This window comes from Allomesorhizobium camelthorni, from assembly GCF_011045125.1.
Lineage (GTDB): Bacteria > Pseudomonadota > Alphaproteobacteria > Rhizobiales > Rhizobiaceae > Allomesorhizobium > Allomesorhizobium camelthorni.
In genome coordinates this window covers 105,101-122,230 of sequence record NZ_JAAKZF010000003.1, presented here as the reverse complement: position 1 = coordinate 122,230, position 17,130 = coordinate 105,101, and the positions used below count along the sequence as shown (strand labels likewise).

The following is a 17,130-nucleotide window of genomic DNA, read 5'->3' as shown; positions in this document are numbered from 1 at the left end:
CATGTCTCGCGCAGTTGCCGACATCGTGGCGGAACGGCAGCGGCAGATTGATGCTGAAGGCTGGACGCCGGAGCACGACGACAAGCACAAGAAGGGCGAGATCCTGCTCGCGGCGAAGGCATACTTCGCCCATGCAACGCGCCGTGCGCTATCGCCATCGGGCGGAGACCGTGCGGGTATCCCGTACGATTGGCCGTGGGACGCAAAATGGTGGAAACCGAAGGCACCTCGCCAAGACCTTGTCCGCGCGGGGGCTCTCGCGCTTGCGGAGAAAGACCGTATCCACCGGGTCTTTGCAAAGAGAGCCGATCATCGCGACCTTGATGCGGAGGCGTATTACACGCTGATCCTCACCGAGATCGAGCGGCTCGATAGAGCAGGCGCATGACCGATACCATGCTGCCCATACTGCGCGAGATGATCGATGCCGACGGCGATGCTCCTCGGGCTGACGTGCTGCTCCGGGTACCGGACAGCATCCTGTTCACCTATCCCGACATCTTTGCCCGCTGCTGCCGCGATGCTCGTTTCGAGGCCGGCAACGCCTTCATCACGATGCGCGTCGCGTCGCTGATGGCGGTACGGGGGAGCAATGGGCTGTTGCCGGCCAACCTCGACGAGCGCCTGACATCCATCCGCGCCGCCCTGGCGCAGTTTTCCGCAGGAGGGGCGACATGACCGCGCAGATCGACCCGCGCGTACTCAAGCTCGCCGAGCGCCTCGATCACCTCGTCGTCGAGGAGGCGCGTCTGATTCAGGCGCGCGCCGATCACGTCGCCAAGGCAGAGCGTGCGGACAGCGAAATCATGGCCGCATGCCAGGCTGTCGGCGAAGCGAGCGACGCGATCGCGCAAGCAAAGTTTGCCGGGGCTCCTGAACTGCCGGCGAGGCGGAGGCTGGAACGCGCGGCGGCGCTTCTCGCCAAGGTGATGCGCAAGCATGGGCGGGGGCCGAAATGATGCTGGACGGGGGAAACAGGCCGCTGATCGTCGACAGCTTTGCCGGCGGCGGCGGGGCCTCGACGGGCATCGAACTGGCGCTGGGGCGCTCGCCCGACATCGCCATCAACCATTCTGCCGACGCGCTTGCCATGCACGCGATGAACCATCCCGACACCGTGCACCTCGATTCCAACATCTGGGACGTCTCGCCTTCGGAAGTGTGCAAGGGGCGGCATGTCGGCCTGCTCTGGGCCTCGCCCGACTGCAAGCATTTCTCCAAGGCCAAGGGCGGCAAGCCGCTCGACCGCAACATTCGCGATCTGGCCTGGGTGGTTGTGCGCTGGGCGGAAGAGGTGCGCCCCGACGTCATCCTGCTCGAAAACGTCGAGGAGTTCCGCACCTGGGGGCCGATCTACGAGGACGGCACGGCCATCGCCCAGCTGCGCGGGCAGACGTTTCAGGACTGGGTGAAGCGGCTGAAAAAGGCCGGCTACAAGGTTCAGCACCGCGAGCTGCGCGCCTGCGACTATGGCGCGCCGACGATACGCAAGCGGCTCTTTCTCATTGCGCGCCGCGACGGGGGAAAAATCGTCTGGCCGAAGCCGACCCATGGCAAGCCGGACGATCCCGATGTGATCAAGGGGCGGAAGAAGCCTTGGCGGACAGCGGCGGAGATCATCGACTGGTCGATCCCGTGCCCGTCGATCTTCGACAGCGCCGAGGAGATCATGGCCAAGCACGGCGTGCGCGCGATCCGCCCGCTCGCCGACGCCACCATGCGGCGCATCGCGCGCGGCGTAGTGCGCTACGTGCTGGAAGCGAAGAAGCCGTTCATCGTGCGCACCGACATGGCGAGCGCGGCAAACCGCAACGGCGTCCAAGATGTCGATGCGCCGCTTAACACCCTGACGACGGCAGGATCCTTCGCGATCGTCTCCCCGGTGATGACCGCCGCGCAGCATGGCGGCTCCGTGCGCGGTGCGGACGAACCGCTGCACACCATCACCGCGAGCCGGAAGGACCAGAATGCCGTCATCGTTCCGACCTTCGTCGGTTGCGGCGGCAGGGCAGGGCAGAGCGCGCCACGTGGCGGAGACGAGCCGCTGGGGACGCTGACCGCCAAGGCGGACGGATGCGTCGTGGCGCCCGTCCTCGTCGAGACTGCGCATGGCGAGATTTCGCTGAGCGGGGTCAAGCGCTGGGGCCTCGGCATCAAGCGCGCCGACGAGCCTACGGGTACCGGCACGATCAGCGGCAACCATGCTCTGGCCGCTGTGCACCTGTCGCGGTTCACCCAGAACGGCGTCGGGCATGGCGCAGACGAACCGCTCGACACGGTGATGGCGGGCGCGCCGAAGTTCGGCGTGGTGGCGGCGTTCCTTGCCCAGCACAATAACGACAGCAGGCGCATTGGCGGGGTCAATCCGGGTCGCCCTGCGGATGAGCCATTGGCGACGCTGACGGCCGCCGGCGCGCAGCAGCAGGTCGTTACGGCCCACATGATGCGCCAGTTCGGCACGTCGGTCGGGCATTCGCTCGACGAGCCGACCCACACCGACACCGCCCGGGTCAACAAGTCGGCGCTGATCGCGCCGTTCCTGACCAAGTATTACGGGCAGGGCGACGGGGCGGCCGTGGACGGGCCGCTGCACACGGACACGACCAAGGACCGGTTCGGACTGGTGACGGTCGAGATCGACGGGCAGACCTATGCCATCGCCGATATCGGCATGCGCATGCTGACGCCGCGCGAGCGATTCCGCGCGCAGGGCTTTCCCGACAGCTACATCATCGACCGCAGGACTGACGGCTCTGCGATCACACAGACGGTGCAGGGCTCGTGCTGCGGCAATAGCGTCTCGCCGCCGCTGGCCGAGGCGCTTGCAGCGGCCAACTGCAGCCACCTGGTGGAATTTCGGGAGGCGGCGGAGTGAAAAGCGCGCTGCATCGCCTCCCGGCTTTGATGCTATTTGGCGGCCCCGCCGTCGGTTTCATCCTTTACCTGGATCATCCACGGCTGCGGAGGCGCGTCTTCAAGGATACGGGACATCTTCGCGAAGCTTTCGAAAGCGCGGCGGGCATTGTCGACCGGAAGCAGACCCGCTGCTGCGCGGTAGCATGCTTTGAGCGCGGTCTCGTGGACCGTGCCGTTGACCGGAGCCCGCAAAGCTTCAAGAAAATCGATTGCGTCCTCCAGGCAGGCAATTTCACGGATGATCCGCGACCCGTCTACGACATAGACAGGGGTGGCAAAGCGCTCGTCCATTCCTTCCTCCATCTGCGCAAATGGGTTGAACGTCGGCACCGGGATGTGGCGCCGTCGCAAAATATGATCTCGGACTTTTTCGGGTTCAAGTGGTCTGGCGCGCACTCAGCGCCTGCGCTTCACGATCTTGCCCGGCTTGGGGACACGATCCACGTCGCCGATGAAAATGCCGGCTTCGTGCGCCGCCGCGCGGAACGCCTGGCGGGCATCGGCCGTTTCGCCCCTGCTCTCAAGCGCCGCCAAGCACGCCTGGCGCGCGGCGCGGGCCTTGTCGCTGTCTATCGTCTCTGCCGGCCATTCGTAGAGCAGCCATTCGGCGGCCTCCCGCGCGCTGCCGACGTTCTGCACCTGACCGGCGCGCGCGCCGTGCACGCACACCGCCTGGTCGAAGGGTTTATCCTCAAGCGTCGCCATACTCAAAACCCTGCACTCGCACCGCGGCGCAACGCTACAGCAGCCGTCCGGTTCCCGGCAAGGGAGGCGCTTCGGTGAAGGACGGCGCGCGCCTCGCACGGATCCGCGATCTCGTCGCCGGCATCGCGCCGGGCGAGTGGACGCGCGTGCACGATTCCGAAGGCTGCTTCATCGAGGCGAGGACAAAGACCGGCATGCTGCTGCCGATCGCGCGCTTCGACCCGGGCGCCAGCGAGGACGAGATCGCCTTCGTCTGCGACGCGGCCGGCTCGGTGCAGTTCCTGCTGGAGCTGATCGACAGGGCGATTGCCAAGACGAAGGCGCTGCAGCCTGACCGGCAGGGACAGCCGCCAGCCGGGCCCGTGGCGGACGTGCGGAAAAACTATGCCGCCGAAGCGACGATGAAGTGCTCGGAGTGGCGATTCCTCGAATTCCTGGCGGCGCGGCACGGGCTCCAAGAACCGCTGACGACGGCACGCGGCATCCAGAAGCTGCGCTCTCTGCTCGGCATTAACAGCCGCAAGGAACTCAACATGGACGATCAGGCGGCTGCGCGCTGGAAGGCGATGCGCGGCGATTTCGAGAACTGGAAGAGGACGGGGAATTGAAGCATTCGCGCTCATCTGCGGAGGTCGAGATACGCGATGCGGTCGTCAAACGATTCCGCGAGCTGTGGCCCAACGCCCGCATCATCCATGAGATGAATGTCGAGCACGGTTCAAGCCGCGCGGACGTCGTCGCAGTTCAGCCTGACAGGCTCTGGATTTGCGAGATCAAGAGTGAGCGCGACAAGCTCGACCGGCTGGCCGGCCAGATCGCGGATTTCGGGCCGACATGCCACGGCCTGATCGTGGCCGCGCATGAGAAGTGGACCAAGTCGCCCGGTATGGAGACAGTGAAGCATGGCGTCATAAGGCAACTTCCATCACCGCTGACCCTTGCGCTGGCTGGCGCACGCAGATGCTACGACATCTGGTCCTACCCGAATAGCGAAAGCCGCAGGCGCGATTGGTCAGCGCCCTACCGAGCCGAAGTTCCTTGGTATCACCGGATGCTGCTGCTCCTATGGGCTGACGAGCTCCGTGCTGTCGCGGCAGACCATCGGATCGCTTGCACCAGCCGGACGCCGGGCAACAAGCTCGTTCCCGAGCTGTCGCGGATGATGACCGGGTCCGAGATCGAGAAGGCCGTCTGCAAGCATCTCCGCGCCCGCACCTTCGTCGAGGCCGATCCGCCGATCCTGCCGGAGCGCAAGGCCTTCGCAGCGCACCCCGCTTCAGGCCGGCAGGAGGCGCTGCTGTGAGCGCCTTCCTCCTCGGCACCGGCTTTCGCGCCGACATGGGCACATGCATCCGCAAGCTGGTGCTGCTGAAGCTGATCGACGCCTGCGAGGATGATGGCAGCCGCATCTTCCCGGCGATCGCCACGGTGGCGCGCGCGGCGCAGTGCTCCGACCGCCAGGTGCAGCGCGAGATCAAGGGTTTCCTCGACATCGGGCTGTTGTCGCTGGTGCGAGCCGGCGGGCAGGGCAGGCGCTCGACCAACGAATATGCGCTCGATCTCGACGTGCTTTCGGCCATCAGCAAGGCCGGCTGGGACGCCTATGCGGCCGGGCGCGGCTTCAATCCTAAGGGTGACACCCAGTCACCCTTAGACGAAGCCGCCAAGGGTGACAAAACCGGCCCCGATAGGGTGACACCGGAGACGCCTAAGGGTGACACTGGGAGTCCACCAACCCCTCCAGACCCCTCCCTTGATCCCTCCATTGAGAGAGAGCGCGAGCGCGAGGCCGATGAAGGAAAACGGGCAGAAAGCCGTGAGACCCTGGAGCGTCGGTTCTGGAAGATGGCTCGGGGCCATCCGCAGTCGTCGGGGATGCCGAAACAGGGCTGGCTCGTCGAATGGCTGAAGCTCGATCCCGACGAGCGAGACCGCGCCGAGCGGCGCTATCCGGCCTGGCTGGCGCTGCTGAAGGCGCAGGCGAAATCGCACATCCCGGCGCTTTCCACCTATTTCGGGCAGAAGCTGTTCGACGAGGTGGCTGATCCGCAAGAGCCGGAAAAGCCGCTGTTCGTCGATGCCGCGCCGTTCGGGCCGATGTGGCAGGTGGCGCGGCTGAAGCAGCTGATGCAGCCGCCGGCGCCGCTTCCTCCGCCTCCTTCGGGCTTCCTGCGGCAGATGCTGGAGAGGCAGGACGAGACGGGCGAGGCGGCGAGGCGGGAGCGTCAGGCCAAGCTCGGATGGCCTCGCGTCAATGTCATGCACGATCGGGCGGCAAGCCGGCAGGGCGTCACGGTGGCGACTGCGCTGGAGCCGCTGGCGGCGATGATGGAGGCCGTGCCTGTCGGCTCCGAGACGTTCGAGGCGTGGAAGCTGGAGCACGAGCTGCGCGGCTGGCCATGGCTGCCGGATCCGGGGCGACAGCCCGTTGTGTATTTCCCGGCTGGCGGACCGGGTGCGTTGAGTGCGTTCGAACAGGCGGTGAAGCAGGGCAACGAGGGAAACACCGATGATGGCGGTCAACGGCAAGCGGCTGAGTGAGAGCGAACGCGTCTGGCTCGACCGCAAGGGCGATCCGATCAACATCGATCGCGCCTGGCAGAAGAGCGACCAGCGAATCGCACTGACGCGCAGGGAGCAGGCGATGCTCGCCGCGGCGGGCATGGATGGGCCTGAAGCGCGTTGGTATGTGCTGCGCGTCGAGGATCGAGCGGACATTGCTGTGGATAAGTCGCTTGAGGAAGCGAATGTCGAGCGCTGGATGGCGGTCAAGGAAGTCGAGCCGAAGCGGCGCGGCAAGCGCAAATGGCAGTCGCTGGAGCCCTGCATGCTGCCCGCACTGCCGGGTTATCTGTTCGTCAAGGTAGTATCCTGCGCGGTCACTTGGGCAGGGCTGAAGACGGTCAAAGGCGTGGTCGACGTGCTCGGCGGAGCCGACAATCCAAAGCCGGTGAACGAGCAGGAAATCGTTAAGCTGCAAGCGTTTATCGAGAAAGACCCGAAGGCGATCGAGATCCTGACCAATGCCCTGAAGGTGGGCGACAGGGTGACGATCGACAACGGCCCTCTCGCATCGTTCCAGGCTGTCGTTCTGATGCTGGGCGACAGCGAGCGGATCAAGGTTGAGACGCATCTGTTCGGGCGCGCGTCGTTCGTCGACCTCGACCTTGCGCAAGTCACCAAACTGGACTAGCGAATCTCACCTAGGACGAGCCGAAAGAGTCGCACGCCGCAAGGTGGACCGCGCCATCGGCCCCAGGTGAAGGCGGACAGCCTCACCGCAATGGAAGCGATTCCTCCCTCTTAAAAGCGAACAATGGCCAAGCTCCGGATGATGCGGCCGTCCATCAAGACGATGGACACACGGACCGTGAAGGTCGTGCCGAAGACAGCCGAACCGTTCTACCTGTCGCCTGAGTGGCGAAAGCTGATGGCTGAGGTCATCGCGGAACGGGGCAGGCGGTGCGAGGATTGCGGTCGGACCAATACGCGCATCTTCGGTGACCATATCGTCGAGGTGAAGGACGGCGGCGCGCTGCTCGACAAGCGCAACGTCAAATGCCTTTGCGGCTCATGTCACACGAAGAAGACGGCGGCGGCGCGAGCGAAGAGGATGGCGGAGAGGTACTGATGGGTGAGCAGATGGATCGGGCCAAGCAACTGATCGATGGCCTACCCGACGAAGGTGCAGTCATCATCGTGGCCAGGAGTGACATCGGCCGTTGGCTGAAACAGGGCATCTTCGAACGTCGAGGCAAGCTTGTAGCTGACTGCTGCAGGACGATCACGGTCGAGCACAGATCCGATGTCATCAAGCGCAGCGGGCTCGGTGGCCACGTCGTCATCGACGACAGCTTCACGAACGGCAACATCAGGCCTGAGGTGAAAGCCCTCGTCGAGCGAGAGGTCGCAGTCATCCGAGCGATGCAGCCCGCCTGACCCCCAAGGGGGTGGGGGGGGGTCGGATCTCTGGGGCCTTTGGGGCCCCTAACCGCATTGGGTGCATTCAGAGGTTTTTTTTCGATGAGTGAGATTTTTGACCTCTTTGGAGAGCCAGTTCCGGCGAACTGGGGTGAGCGCGGGCGACCGCAGCACATCGCCAGCCAGAAAAACCGGAATCGAGTCAGCATGTTAGTGTCGCTCGGCTGGTCCAATGCGCGGATTGCCTCGGCGTTGTTCGTGACGCTCCCGACTTTGCGGAAGCATTATTTTTCCGAGCTCAAATTCCGGGATGTCGCCCGAGACCGCCTCAACGCCACCATGGCGACCAAGCTGTGGGAACTGTTCATGGCGGGCAACGTCGCGGCCGGTAAGGAATTCCGCGACTTCCTCGAGAAGAATGACCTCATGCTGTACGGGCAGACGGGCCAGCCGGAAAAGCCTCAAAAGGCCGCCAAGCTCGGCAAGAAGGAAGCGGCTGTTGTAGCGGCTCACCAGCCAGATCGCGGCAACCGCCTTGGCGACCTGATGGCGCGCCGGCAGGGTCCAGCGAACTGATGCGTCGCCAATGTGGGATCTGAGCTGCCTGGACTGGGAAGAGCGGATCCGTACAGGCCGTTCCCTCATCCCGGATCTGCCGCTGATCCAATCCGAGGCCGAAATGGGCCTCGCATTTTACGATGAGCTGAGGCTTCCGGACGTTCCTGGCAAGCCACGGCTCGCCGATGCCACGGGACAATGGTTCCGCGACATTGTTGCGACGTCGTTTGGATCGTGGGATCCGGTTTCGCAGCAGAATTTTATCCGGGACATCTTTGTCCTGGCGCCGAAGGGATCATCGAAGACGTCATATGGTGCCGGCCTGGCGCTGTCAGTGATGCTGATGAACACACGCCCACGTGCAGAGGCATTGTTCATCGGTCCCACACAGGCGATTTCTGATCGCGCCTATGAGCAAGCGGTCGGCATGATCGAGGAATCGACGGATCTCAAACGCCGCTTTCGGCCTCGCGATCACCTCAAGACGATCGAGGATCTGGTCAACCAGTCGGAGATGAAGGTCAAAACCTTTGATCTCAAGATCCTGACCGGCGGCATTCTGATATTCGCGCATCTTGACGAGGTGCATCTGCTCGGAAAGACGCACTACGCCGCCAAGGTCATCCGCCAAATTCGCGGCGGCATCGACAAGACGCCCGAGGGCAAGTTCCTCATCACAACCACGCAGAGCGACGATATACCTGCCGGTGCGTTCAAGGACGAATTGCACAACGCCCGTCGGCATCGCGATGGTGCCTTCCGAGGAAAGAACGCGCGACCGACGCTGTCGGTGATGTTCGAATTTCCACAGGACATCGCGAAAGAGCCAGCGGCTTGGAGGGACACTTCAAATTGGCCGATGGTTATGCCGAACCTCGGCCGCTCGGTTCATCTCGCCACGCTTGTTCCTGACTGGAATTCCGAAAAGGAAAAAGGCGACCAGGCCATCCGCGTGTGGGCGTCCCAATATCTCAATATCGAGATGGGCGTCGGCATGAAAACCGACGGCTGGCCTGGCGCTGAATTCTGGGCCTCCTCTGAAGATGCCGATCTAACTCTCGATGCCATCATCGAACGCTCCGAGGCGATCGTCGTAGGAGCCGATGGCGGCGGCCTTGACGATCTATTCGGCGCCAACGTGCTTGGCCGGGAGACCGGATCCAAGACCTGGCTCAGCTGGTCGCACGCCTGGTGTCATGAAGGTGTGCTGAAGCGACGGCAGACTATCGCCGCCCGGCTTCAGGATTTCGCCCAGGCGAGCGCCCTGACGATCATCGACGATGAGTTCGTCGACGTCGCTCCGCTGGTGAAACTGCTTGAGCCAGTGGAAGAGCTGCTGCTGCCTAAGGACGTTGCCGGTTTTCTAATACTAATCGATCGCATCAATCGGGCGAGCTTACTCGCCGCCGTCGCGCTCGATGTCGAAGGCCCATATGGCGAGCTCACCGACGCTTTGGCGCTGATTGGTGTTACCCAGGAGAGCGGTCACGTGGTCGGCGTGGGCCAAGGCTACAAGCTGATGAACGCACTGAAGACATCGGAGCGCAAGCTGGCCAATCGCACGATGAAGCATTGCCCCAGCACACTGATGGATTGGTGCGTCGGGAACATTAAGATCGAGCCGACGGCTACCGCGATCCGGGCCACCAAGCAAAACGCCGGAGACGCCAAGATCGACCCCGCCATGGCCATGTTCGATTCAGTCAGCGTGATGGTGCTGAATCCCGAGCCGATAATTGTCGACGGCGGTTCCTACCTCGAAGAAGAAGATTTGATGGTGATTTGATGATCGACGATATCGGTGCTCGGTCCATTCCGGCCGGCAAGCGCTTCGCGCGAGCCATACCTTCCGCCATTCGCGACGGGATCGGCCTCGCGGCCGTCGGGCTGATCTCCTACGGGGCATGGCTGATTCATCCATCGGCGGGTTTCATCACCGCCGGTACGCTGCTGCTGGCCGGGGTTATTTTGGTCAGCACGAAAAAGCCGAAGGCTGACTGATGTCGGGATTGTTCGGCGCGATCGCGGAAGGCCTGCAGATCAAGGCCGAGAACTCGACCACGATAGGCGATGTCGAGGCGATCTGGGCCGGTCTATTTGGCGGCGGTCCGGCGAAATCCGGAGCCACTGTGAATTGGAAGACCGCGCTCCAGTGCACGACGGTAGTTGCGTGCGCCCGCCGCATCGCCGAGGCGCTCATGGTGCCGCGCAAGGTGTACCGCCGAGATCCCAACTCGACGACAAGGCAGGAGGATCGCGATCATCCGCTTTACAGCGTGGTTGAAGATGCTCCGAACCAATGGCAGAGCGGTCTCGAATATTTCGAGACGATCGGCCTGCACCTTGCGCTGACCTTCAACCACTATTCCTACATCGGGCGCGTCAGGGGGCAAATCAATGAGCTTATCCCCCTCGATCCTGATGGTGCCACGCCGCAACTTCAGCGCGACGGCCGGCTGACTTACCGGGTCAGGCTCTTCGACAACACCTACTCGACCTTCGAGGCCGACGAAATCTGGCATATCCGCGGGCCGTCATGGAACGGCAGTGTTGGCATGGACGCCATCAAGCTGATGCGCGAGGCCATCGGCCTTTCGATCGCGACCGAGGAGACCCATTCCCGGCTTCACGCCAACGGCGCCCAGCCGGGCGGTATCCTGACGACCGAGAAGGAGCTGAAAGGGCCAGCCAGGGCACGGCTGAAAGAGCAGTGGGCGCAGAATCAGGTCGGCCTCGCCAACAAGTTCCGCACCGCGGTTCTGGACAACGGACTGACGTGGCAGCCGCTTGCCATGTCGGGCGTCGACTCTCAGCACATCGAGGTCCGGCAGTTTCAGGTCGAGGAAATCTGCCGCGCGATGTGCGTGATGCCGATCATGGTCGGCTTCTCCGGCGACAAGGCACCAACCTACGCGTCGGCCGAGCAGCTCTTCCTGGCGCATCTCGTGCACACAGTCAGGCCTTGGCATGACCGAGTGGCTTCATCCGCAAAGCGGTGGCTGCTCACGCCCCAGGAGCGGAAAGCCGGATACTACCTCGCTTTCACGGAACAGGCCTTCCTCAGCCCGGCCATGAAGGACAAAGCAGAATACTTCAAGGTTGCCCTTGGCGGAGGCGGCAACCCGGGATGGGTGACGCCCGACGAGGTCCGCGGCTTCGATGAAATGCCGCCTCTGCCGGGCGGCAACCGCCTTTACGTGCCGGTCAACGTCACGCCGATCGACGATGACGGTTACCCCCGACCCACGAAACAGCCGGCAGCCAACAAGGAGCCCGCCGATGGATAGGTATCAGGCCGACTTCGAGTTCAAGTTTGCCACCGGAGCGAAGGACGGCACCTTCTCCGGCTACGGAGCCATCTTCGGCAATGTCGACAGCTACGGCGACGTCATCGAACGCGGCGCCTTCAAGGAATCCCTCCGTACCTGGGAGAGCAAGGGCAAGCTGCCGCCGATGTTGCTCCAGCATGGCGGTTTCTTCGGGCCCGTCGACGACATGCTGCCGGTTGGGAAGTGGACCTCAATGGAGGAGAACACCAAGGGTTTGAAGGTCGAGGGCGAACTGTTCGCGCTCAGCACCGATCGCGGCCAGCTGATCTATGAAGGCATGAAGGCCGGGTCGCTCGATGGTCTTTCCATCGGCTACCGTGCCAAGAAATTCACGGTCGGGACGAAACCGACCGATCCGACTCGCACACTGCATGAGGTCGAACTCCGCGAACTCAGCATCGTGACGTTCCCAGCAAATGACAAGGCGGTCGTTGGCGCGGTGAAATCCGCCGACATCGATGCGCTTAACACCATCTCCGACTTTGAGGATTTCCTGCGCGAGGCAGGCGGTCCTGCATGGTCGAAGAAGACGGTTCGCGATTTCGTGAGCCGTTTCAAGAAGGTCGTACGGCGCGAGGCTGGGGACGATCAAGACGTAGCAGCCGGCTTGCTGGAGAGCATCCGCTCGACCCGCAAGCTCATAATCCCCAACCGCTAAGGAGGCTTCAATGCCTGAGATCAAAGACGTGCTGGACGATGTCCAGCGCGAGGTGAAGAAGTTCGGTGAAGATGTCACCGGCCTGAAAACCTCTATGGAAAAGGACCTCAAGGAGGTCCGTGACCTTGCCGAGAAGGCCGGCAAGAACGCCGGCGAAGGCACCCAGCTCAAGAAGGACCTCGAGGCGCTGACGACCGGCGTCACCGAGAAGCATGCCGCCATCGAAGCTGCGGTCAAGAAGATCCAGGACGAGTCGATCAAGGCCGCCCAGGACCGCATGGACGAGCTCGAGAAGAAGCTCAACCGCGCCCGTTTGAATGGTGGTGGCGGCGGCGATGACGAGTTCAAGCAGGCCCGCGAGTTCGCCGAGATCAAGTCGGCGCTTCACAAGACGCTGAAAAGCGGCGTCCGCATGCCCGACGACGCGGTGAACGTCGACGAGTTCAAAGGCTACGAAGCGGCGTTCAATCGCGTCATTTCGAACCGCCAGGGCGAAGACGGTCTCTCGCCGGAAGAGCGTAAGGACATGTCTGTCGGCTCCGATCCCGACGGCGGTTACCTGCTGGTCCCCAAGGTGTCTTCCCGCACCATGATGATCGTCAGGGAATCTTCGCCGCTTCGCGAGATCGCCACCATCGAGACGATCTCGACAAGCGAACTCGAAATCCCGATCGACGAGGATGAAGCCGGTGCGAGCTGGGCCGGCGAAACTGCCGACCGGCCGAAGACCGACACGCCTCAGGTCGGCAAGCAGACCATCGTCGCCCATGAGATGTATGCCTTTCCGAAGGCGACGCAGAAGTTCGTCGAAGACGCCGGCATCGATGTCGGCGCCTGGCTGGGTCGCAAAATCGGCGAGAAATTCGGTCGCACCGAGGCGACCGCCTTCGTCGCCGGCAATGGGGTCGGCAAGCCTCGCGGCTTTCTGACCTATGCCAGCGGTACCTCCCGCGGCCAAATCGAGCAGGTCGTCTCCGGAGCCGCCACGGCGGTAACGTTCGACGGTCTTATCAATCTGACCGCGGCTTTGAAGGGCTTCTACAAGGCCAACGCCAACTTCCTGATGAAGCGCACCACGGTCGGCGCCGTGATGCTCCTGAAGGACGGCAACGGCCAGTATCTGTGGCGCCCGAACAACCAGGTGGGGCAGCCTTCGCTTCTGCTCGGCTACGCCGTGCGCGAGGCTGAGGATATGGTCGCGGTCGACGCCGGCACGCTGTCTATCGCGTTCGGCGACTTCAAGGCCGGCTACACCATCGTCGATCGCATGGGTATCTCGGTCCTGGTCGACCCGTACACCGCGAAGCCGTTCGTCGGGTACTACACCCGCCGGCGCGTTGGCGGCGACGTCACCAACTTCGAGGCGATCAAGCTGCAGAAGATCTCCGCCTGATCTTTGGTCAACGAAGGATGAACCATCGCCGCGCCACTCAGGCGCGGCTTTCGTAACCCCGAATTCACGGAGCGATCCAATGCGCGATCTCCACAACAACATCAACATTATCCGTGCCGTGTCGCCGGTGGCGATCGGCACCACGGGTACCGGAAAGACGTCCGGCGCCATCGACCTGCAGGGCTATGATGCCGCTGAGGTCGAAATCTCCTACGGCACCGTCACGGCGACGAATGCGGTTTTCACTGCGCTCATCACCGAGTGCGACACCGCGACCGGCACGTTCACCAGCGTAGCCGATGCCGATCTGCTCGGCACGGAGGCGGATGCCGGCCTTGCCGCCGCTGCTACCCGTACATCCGGCACGACCAAGAACGTCTCGAAGCGCGTCGGCTATATCGGAACCAAGCGCTACATCAAGGCCAAGGTGTCATCGACAGTGACCGCCGGAACGCCGATCGGCGTCAACGTGATCCGCGGCCGCCCCCATCGGCGCCCGACCACCTGATTGATACAACTTTGAACGCGCCGGGGTCCGCTCGGCGCGTCTCCTTAACCCTGTCCGACAACAGGAAATCTCCGGCAATGACTGATCTCGCCAACGGGGAGCGCCAGGTCGCGCCCTCGATCGAAGGAATCCGCCGCGATCACGTCGCGCGGTACGAATTTGCAGCAAATCTGCTCGGTGAACAGAAGCGCGTCGTCGATCTCGCATGTGGTATCGGCTACGGCTCGGCACTGCTTGCCGATGCCGGCCACACGGTCATCGGCATAGATCGATGCCAGGGCGCGGTCGATTACGGCAAGACGCATTTCCATCGATATCGGGTCGTACTTTGCGCCGGCGATATCATGGAAGTTGCCGGATACGAGCGCGATGCGTTCGATGCCGCGGTGTGTTTCGAGACGATCGAACACCTCGAAGACCCGCTTCCTATGCTGAAGGCGCTCAGCGTTGCGGCTCCCGTCCTGGTCGCCAGTGTGCCCAACGAAGCCGTCTTCCCGCATGGTGGCAGGATTAAGTTCCATCACCGCCACTACACCCGCGACGAATTCAAGGGCCTTCTGGAAAGCGCTGGGTACGAAATCACCGGCTGGTACGGTCAGATCGGACCGCAGTCCGAGGTCGAGCCTGACGTTGAAGGCCGCACGATCGTCGTGACGGCCGCCCGGGTCGCGGATGGCGTCAGGCCGGCGTCGGCCGAGATGCAGCCAGACAAGAAGGGCGCGCCACGCCGCGTTGTGATCCTGGGCCTCGGCCCCTCGCTGGAGATGTATTCCGACCACGTCAAGCGACTCGGCGGGCGTAAGGCCTTCGCCGATGAGGTTTGGGCGATCAACGCGCTGGGGGACCTCTACCAGTGCGACCGCATCTTCCACATGGATGATCTCCGGATCCAGGAAGCCCGCGCGAAAGCCGTCCCGGGGTCAAACATCGCTTGCATGGTGGAGTGGCTCAAGCGCCATCCCGGCCCAGTCTACACGAGCCAGATCGTCGACGGCTATCCCGGCCTGGTGGCGTTCCCGCTCGAGGAAGTCATAAACTCGACCGGGCAGGCCTACTTCAATTCCACCGCGGCATATGCCGTCGCCTACGCGGTTCATATTGGCGTCGAGGAAATCAATCTCTTCGGGATCGACTTCTCCTACCCGAACGCACATCAGGCCGAGAAGGGCAGGGCCTGTGTCGAGTTCTGGCTCGGCATGGCGTCGGCTCGCGGCATCCGCGTCGGCGTCCCGGAAAACACGTCGCTGCTCGACACGATCGAGGGGCATGACGCCCATTTCTATGGCTACGACGCGGTGAAGGTGAAGCTCGATACGGTTGAGGACGTGACGAAGGTCACCTTCGAGCCGCGCGAGCTGCCCTCGGCGGCGGCGATCGAGGCCCGCTACGACCACACAAAGCACCCCAACCCGCATGTGAGCGGTCAAGCCAAAGGAGCATGAGCATGTCGAACATTAAGGTGTACAGGCGCCAGGGCGGTGACGCGCAAGTCATTGCGGCGGGCGGGAAACTGGTTGTTCAAACCGGCGGCCAGATCGTCCCGAATTCGGAGACGCAGGCGGCCAATATCGCCGACGTCTCCACCGCAACAATCGCGTGGACGACGGGCGACAAGGCGAAGGTGAACAGCGTCTTCGCCGCCCTCAAGGGCGTCGGCGTGCTGGCGACGAGCTGATCCGATGCACGTCATCCGGAAAGTCGTCGACATCCTGACGGCCACCGACGGCGGCGCGACGGAATATTCGCCCCCGCTGACCGGCCGCTTGGTCGAGGTCATCTACACCAAGGACGCCAGCAACGCCCTGGCGAGCACCGCCGATTTTACCGTGACGACCGAGCGCGACGGCCAGGCGGTGTGGAACGGCGTCAACGTCAATGCGAGCACATCAGTTCGTCCGGTTCGTGCCGGCTCGACTGTCTCCGGCGCTGCCTCAACGCTGACCGAAGTGCCGCTTCACCTTGCCGACGACCGGGTCAAGTTCGTCGTCGCGCAGGGCGGTAATGCAAAGGCGGGCCGGTTTACGGTCATCACCATCTAGGAGCTAGTTCAATGCACCAAGTCCTGAAAGCATTCCCGTGCTCGTTCGACGGCATCAAGAGCGAACCCTTGAAGCCCGGAGACGAGCGCGATTTCGGTTCGATGGCCGACGGTCTCAAGAGGTCCGGCCTCATCGGTGACATCCCGGAGAAAAGGCAGAGTGATCCTGCGCTCGGCGACGATGGACCCACCGTCGCCGAATACGTGGCTGCTGGCTATCTGGCATCGAAATATCCTCCGGAAGGCTACGCATCGCGCAGCACGCCAGAAGAGGTCGCAGCGGCCGTGGCAGCGGAGGATGCCGCCAAGGCCATTGAGGCGATGCGCGCCGATCTCACCAAGATGACGAACGCGCAACTGCATGAGCTCGCCGGCGCCGAGAAGATCGCGGTGGAAACCGACGACAACAAGGCCACCATGGTCGACAAGATCATGGCTGCCCGCACCGCACCAGCTGCTGCATAAACGGGGCCTCCGGTGCGCTCCATCCTCACAGTCACGACGCCGGCCGCCGATCGCAACTTGCTTTCGGTCGCCGAGCTGCGCGCCGCAGTCGGCGTCTCGGACAGCAGCCGCGACGCCGAGCTGGCGATTGTTGGCGCCAGGGTGGCCGCGACGATCGCGCGCATCTGCAGGGTTGCTACGGCAGGAGCGACACCGGCGACGCTGCGCGAGGAGGTTTTGAGCGAAACCTTCCGCCTGGACCGGTCTGCCGATTGCCTCATCCTTTCGAGGCTTCCGGTTTCATCTGTCGCGTCTGTGACCGAGGACGGCACCGCGGTTGTCGCCGCCGATTATGAGATCGACGCCTCGCCGGGGATGCTTCGCCGGCTTTCCGGCGACGATCCGGCATGCTGGCCATGCGGCAAGATCGTGGTTGCCTATACCGCCGGCTGGGTGACGGTTCCCGATGATCTCAAGGACGCCGCTGCGCGCATGGTCCGCATCTTCTCGGCCGATGCGACACAGGAACCTGGACTGAAGCGCGAGAACATTCCGGGAGTCATCGAGAAGGAATGGTGGGTTGCGCCGGCCGATGATCCTCTCGCTCCCGCCGATGTCATCGAACTCCTCGGCCCCTATATCCAGCACTGGATCTGATCC

At 63.3% G+C, this 17,130-nt stretch carries 24 protein-coding genes; 22 read left to right on the top strand and 2 right to left on the bottom strand.

Features of this window, described 5'->3' with window-relative positions; translation table 11 throughout:
* The first annotated feature begins 1 nt into the window (after position 1).
* Genes G6N73_RS04545 through G6N73_RS04530 form a run of 4 tightly spaced genes read left to right on the top strand, consistent with a single transcriptional unit; the run spans position 2 to position 2,875 of the window.
* Positions 2 to 388, top strand: coding sequence for a hypothetical protein (locus G6N73_RS04545; protein WP_165023972.1), 387 nt, complete (start codon positions 2 to 4; stop codon positions 386 to 388).
* The gene (locus G6N73_RS04540) at positions 385 to 678 is read left to right on the top strand and encodes a hypothetical protein (RefSeq protein ID WP_165023969.1); all 294 of its coding nucleotides are present in this window, start codon (positions 385 to 387) and stop codon (positions 676 to 678) included. The genes G6N73_RS04545 and G6N73_RS04540 overlap by 4 nt, the downstream gene beginning before the upstream one ends.
* Positions 675 to 959, top strand: a complete 285-nt coding sequence (locus G6N73_RS04535) for a hypothetical protein (RefSeq protein WP_165023967.1) — start codon at positions 675 to 677, stop codon at positions 957 to 959. The genes G6N73_RS04540 and G6N73_RS04535 overlap by 4 nt, the downstream gene beginning before the upstream one ends.
* Positions 956 to 2,875, top strand: a complete 1,920-nt coding sequence (locus G6N73_RS04530; protein WP_165023964.1) for a DNA cytosine methyltransferase — start codon at positions 956 to 958, stop codon at positions 2,873 to 2,875. Before G6N73_RS04535 ends, G6N73_RS04530 begins: the two co-directional genes overlap by 4 nt.
* 32 nt (positions 2,876 to 2,907) lie before the next feature.
* Here G6N73_RS04530 and G6N73_RS04525 read toward each other — a convergent pair whose 3' ends face one another.
* Positions 2,908 to 3,207, bottom strand: coding sequence for a DUF982 domain-containing protein (locus G6N73_RS04525; RefSeq protein WP_165023962.1), 300 nt, complete (start codon positions 3,205 to 3,207; stop codon positions 2,908 to 2,910).
* A gap of 105 nt (positions 3,208 to 3,312) precedes the next feature.
* Positions 3,313 to 3,621, bottom strand: coding sequence for a DUF982 domain-containing protein (locus G6N73_RS04520; RefSeq protein WP_165023959.1), 309 nt, complete (start codon positions 3,619 to 3,621; stop codon positions 3,313 to 3,315).
* Between the two features lie 74 nt (positions 3,622 to 3,695).
* Here G6N73_RS04520 and G6N73_RS04515 point away from each other — a divergent pair, with 74 nt between their 5' ends.
* The 18 genes from G6N73_RS04515 (at position 3,696) to G6N73_RS04430 (ending at position 17,127) form a co-directional block, all read left to right on the top strand.
* On the top strand, positions 3,696 to 4,229 hold the full coding sequence (locus G6N73_RS04515) for a hypothetical protein (protein ID WP_165023957.1): 534 nt from the start codon (positions 3,696 to 3,698) through the stop codon (positions 4,227 to 4,229).
* On the top strand, positions 4,226 to 4,924 hold the full coding sequence (locus tag G6N73_RS04510) for a hypothetical protein (protein ID WP_165023954.1): 699 nt from the start codon (positions 4,226 to 4,228) through the stop codon (positions 4,922 to 4,924). The genes G6N73_RS04515 and G6N73_RS04510 overlap by 4 nt, the downstream gene beginning before the upstream one ends.
* Positions 4,921 to 6,162 carry a hypothetical protein gene (locus tag G6N73_RS04505; RefSeq protein WP_165023952.1) on the top strand — a complete coding sequence of 414 codons (1,242 nt, stop codon included), beginning with the start codon at positions 4,921 to 4,923 and terminating at the stop codon, positions 6,160 to 6,162. Before G6N73_RS04510 ends, G6N73_RS04505 begins: the two co-directional genes overlap by 4 nt.
* Complete coding sequence (nusG, locus tag G6N73_RS04500) at positions 6,131 to 6,814, top strand: transcription termination/antitermination protein NusG (RefSeq protein WP_246251612.1); 684 nt, start codon at positions 6,131 to 6,133, stop codon at positions 6,812 to 6,814. Before G6N73_RS04505 ends, nusG begins: the two co-directional genes overlap by 32 nt.
* Before the next feature lie 123 nt (positions 6,815 to 6,937).
* Positions 6,938 to 7,252 (top strand): HNH endonuclease, encoded by a 315-nt coding sequence (locus G6N73_RS04495; protein WP_165023949.1) that lies wholly within the window; start codon positions 6,938 to 6,940, stop codon positions 7,250 to 7,252.
* The gene (locus tag G6N73_RS04490; protein ID WP_165023946.1) at positions 7,252 to 7,560 is read left to right on the top strand and encodes a hypothetical protein; all 309 of its coding nucleotides are present in this window, start codon (positions 7,252 to 7,254) and stop codon (positions 7,558 to 7,560) included. The genes G6N73_RS04495 and G6N73_RS04490 overlap by 1 nt, the downstream gene beginning before the upstream one ends.
* Positions 7,561 to 7,599: 39 nt before the next feature.
* On the top strand, positions 7,600 to 8,118 hold the full coding sequence (locus tag G6N73_RS04485; protein ID WP_246251609.1) for a hypothetical protein: 519 nt from the start codon (positions 7,600 to 7,602) through the stop codon (positions 8,116 to 8,118).
* A gap of 10 nt (positions 8,119 to 8,128) precedes the next feature.
* Positions 8,129 to 9,886 (top strand): terminase large subunit, encoded by a 1,758-nt coding sequence (locus G6N73_RS04480; protein ID WP_165023944.1) that lies wholly within the window; start codon positions 8,129 to 8,131, stop codon positions 9,884 to 9,886.
* Positions 9,886 to 10,101, top strand: a complete 216-nt coding sequence (locus tag G6N73_RS04475) for a hypothetical protein (protein ID WP_165023633.1) — start codon at positions 9,886 to 9,888, stop codon at positions 10,099 to 10,101. Before G6N73_RS04480 ends, G6N73_RS04475 begins: the two co-directional genes overlap by 1 nt.
* The gene (locus tag G6N73_RS04470) at positions 10,101 to 11,387 is read left to right on the top strand and encodes a phage portal protein (protein ID WP_165023941.1); all 1,287 of its coding nucleotides are present in this window, start codon (positions 10,101 to 10,103) and stop codon (positions 11,385 to 11,387) included. Before G6N73_RS04475 ends, G6N73_RS04470 begins: the two co-directional genes overlap by 1 nt.
* On the top strand, positions 11,380 to 12,087 hold the full coding sequence (locus tag G6N73_RS04465) for an HK97 family phage prohead protease (protein ID WP_165023938.1): 708 nt from the start codon (positions 11,380 to 11,382) through the stop codon (positions 12,085 to 12,087). The genes G6N73_RS04470 and G6N73_RS04465 overlap by 8 nt, the downstream gene beginning before the upstream one ends.
* Before the next feature lie 10 nt (positions 12,088 to 12,097).
* Positions 12,098 to 13,480, top strand: a complete 1,383-nt coding sequence (locus G6N73_RS04460; protein WP_165023936.1) for a phage major capsid protein — start codon at positions 12,098 to 12,100, stop codon at positions 13,478 to 13,480.
* A gap of 79 nt (positions 13,481 to 13,559) precedes the next feature.
* Positions 13,560 to 13,988: a hypothetical protein gene (locus G6N73_RS04455; protein WP_165023934.1), complete on the top strand. Its 429-nt coding sequence runs from the start codon at positions 13,560 to 13,562 to the stop codon at positions 13,986 to 13,988.
* A gap of 77 nt (positions 13,989 to 14,065) precedes the next feature.
* Positions 14,066 to 15,430, top strand: coding sequence for a class I SAM-dependent methyltransferase (locus G6N73_RS04450; protein WP_165023931.1), 1,365 nt, complete (start codon positions 14,066 to 14,068; stop codon positions 15,428 to 15,430).
* Between the two features lie 2 nt (positions 15,431 to 15,432).
* Positions 15,433 to 15,663 (top strand): hypothetical protein, encoded by a 231-nt coding sequence (locus tag G6N73_RS04445; RefSeq protein ID WP_165023929.1) that lies wholly within the window; start codon positions 15,433 to 15,435, stop codon positions 15,661 to 15,663.
* Positions 15,664 to 15,667: 4 nt separating this feature from the next.
* Complete coding sequence (locus G6N73_RS04440; protein WP_165023927.1) at positions 15,668 to 16,027, top strand: hypothetical protein; 360 nt, start codon at positions 15,668 to 15,670, stop codon at positions 16,025 to 16,027.
* A 101-nt stretch (positions 16,028 to 16,128) separates the two neighbouring features.
* Complete coding sequence (locus G6N73_RS04435; RefSeq protein WP_165023630.1) at positions 16,129 to 16,491, top strand: hypothetical protein; 363 nt, start codon at positions 16,129 to 16,131, stop codon at positions 16,489 to 16,491.
* 12 nt (positions 16,492 to 16,503) lie between these two features.
* The gene (locus G6N73_RS04430; RefSeq protein WP_165023924.1) at positions 16,504 to 17,127 is read left to right on the top strand and encodes a hypothetical protein; all 624 of its coding nucleotides are present in this window, start codon (positions 16,504 to 16,506) and stop codon (positions 17,125 to 17,127) included.
* Positions 17,128 to 17,130 lie beyond the last annotated feature (3 nt).

What these genes read in the sequence shown, in the direction of transcription:
- G6N73_RS04495 (WP_165023949.1), top strand. Translation starts at nt 6,938, where the DNA reads ATGGCCAAGCTCCGGATGATGCGGCCGTCCATCAAGACGATGGACACA.
- G6N73_RS04535 (WP_165023967.1), top strand. Translation starts at nt 675, where the DNA reads ATGACCGCGCAGATCGACCCGCGCGTACTCAAGCTCGCCGAGCGCCTC.
- G6N73_RS04540 (WP_165023969.1), top strand. Translation starts at nt 385, where the DNA reads ATGACCGATACCATGCTGCCCATACTGCGCGAGATGATCGATGCCGAC.
- G6N73_RS04475 (WP_165023633.1), top strand. Translation starts at nt 9,886, where the DNA reads ATGATCGACGATATCGGTGCTCGGTCCATTCCGGCCGGCAAGCGCTTC.
- G6N73_RS04455 (WP_165023934.1), top strand. Translation starts at nt 13,560, where the DNA reads ATGCGCGATCTCCACAACAACATCAACATTATCCGTGCCGTGTCGCCG.
- G6N73_RS04450 (WP_165023931.1), top strand. Translation starts at nt 14,066, where the DNA reads ATGACTGATCTCGCCAACGGGGAGCGCCAGGTCGCGCCCTCGATCGAA.
- G6N73_RS04525 (WP_165023962.1), bottom strand. Translation starts at nt 3,207, where the DNA reads ATGGACGAGCGCTTTGCCACCCCTGTCTATGTCGTAGACGGGTCGCGG.
- G6N73_RS04445 (WP_165023929.1), top strand. Translation starts at nt 15,433, where the DNA reads ATGTCGAACATTAAGGTGTACAGGCGCCAGGGCGGTGACGCGCAAGTC.
- G6N73_RS04470 (WP_165023941.1), top strand. Translation starts at nt 10,101, where the DNA reads ATGTCGGGATTGTTCGGCGCGATCGCGGAAGGCCTGCAGATCAAGGCC.
- G6N73_RS04520 (WP_165023959.1), bottom strand. Translation starts at nt 3,621, where the DNA reads ATGGCGACGCTTGAGGATAAACCCTTCGACCAGGCGGTGTGCGTGCAC.
- G6N73_RS04490 (WP_165023946.1), top strand. Translation starts at nt 7,252, where the DNA reads ATGGGTGAGCAGATGGATCGGGCCAAGCAACTGATCGATGGCCTACCC.
- G6N73_RS04435 (WP_165023630.1), top strand. Translation starts at nt 16,129, where the DNA reads ATGGCCGACGGTCTCAAGAGGTCCGGCCTCATCGGTGACATCCCGGAG.
- G6N73_RS04480 (WP_165023944.1), top strand. Translation starts at nt 8,129, where the DNA reads ATGTGGGATCTGAGCTGCCTGGACTGGGAAGAGCGGATCCGTACAGGC.
- G6N73_RS04465 (WP_165023938.1), top strand. Translation starts at nt 11,380, where the DNA reads ATGGATAGGTATCAGGCCGACTTCGAGTTCAAGTTTGCCACCGGAGCG.
- G6N73_RS04530 (WP_165023964.1), top strand. Translation starts at nt 956, where the DNA reads ATGATGCTGGACGGGGGAAACAGGCCGCTGATCGTCGACAGCTTTGCC.
- G6N73_RS04460 (WP_165023936.1), top strand. Translation starts at nt 12,098, where the DNA reads ATGCCTGAGATCAAAGACGTGCTGGACGATGTCCAGCGCGAGGTGAAG.
- nusG (WP_246251612.1), top strand. Translation starts at nt 6,131, where the DNA reads ATGATGGCGGTCAACGGCAAGCGGCTGAGTGAGAGCGAACGCGTCTGG.
- G6N73_RS04545 (WP_165023972.1), top strand. Translation starts at nt 2, where the DNA reads ATGTCTCGCGCAGTTGCCGACATCGTGGCGGAACGGCAGCGGCAGATT.
- G6N73_RS04440 (WP_165023927.1), top strand. Translation starts at nt 15,668, where the DNA reads ATGCACGTCATCCGGAAAGTCGTCGACATCCTGACGGCCACCGACGGC.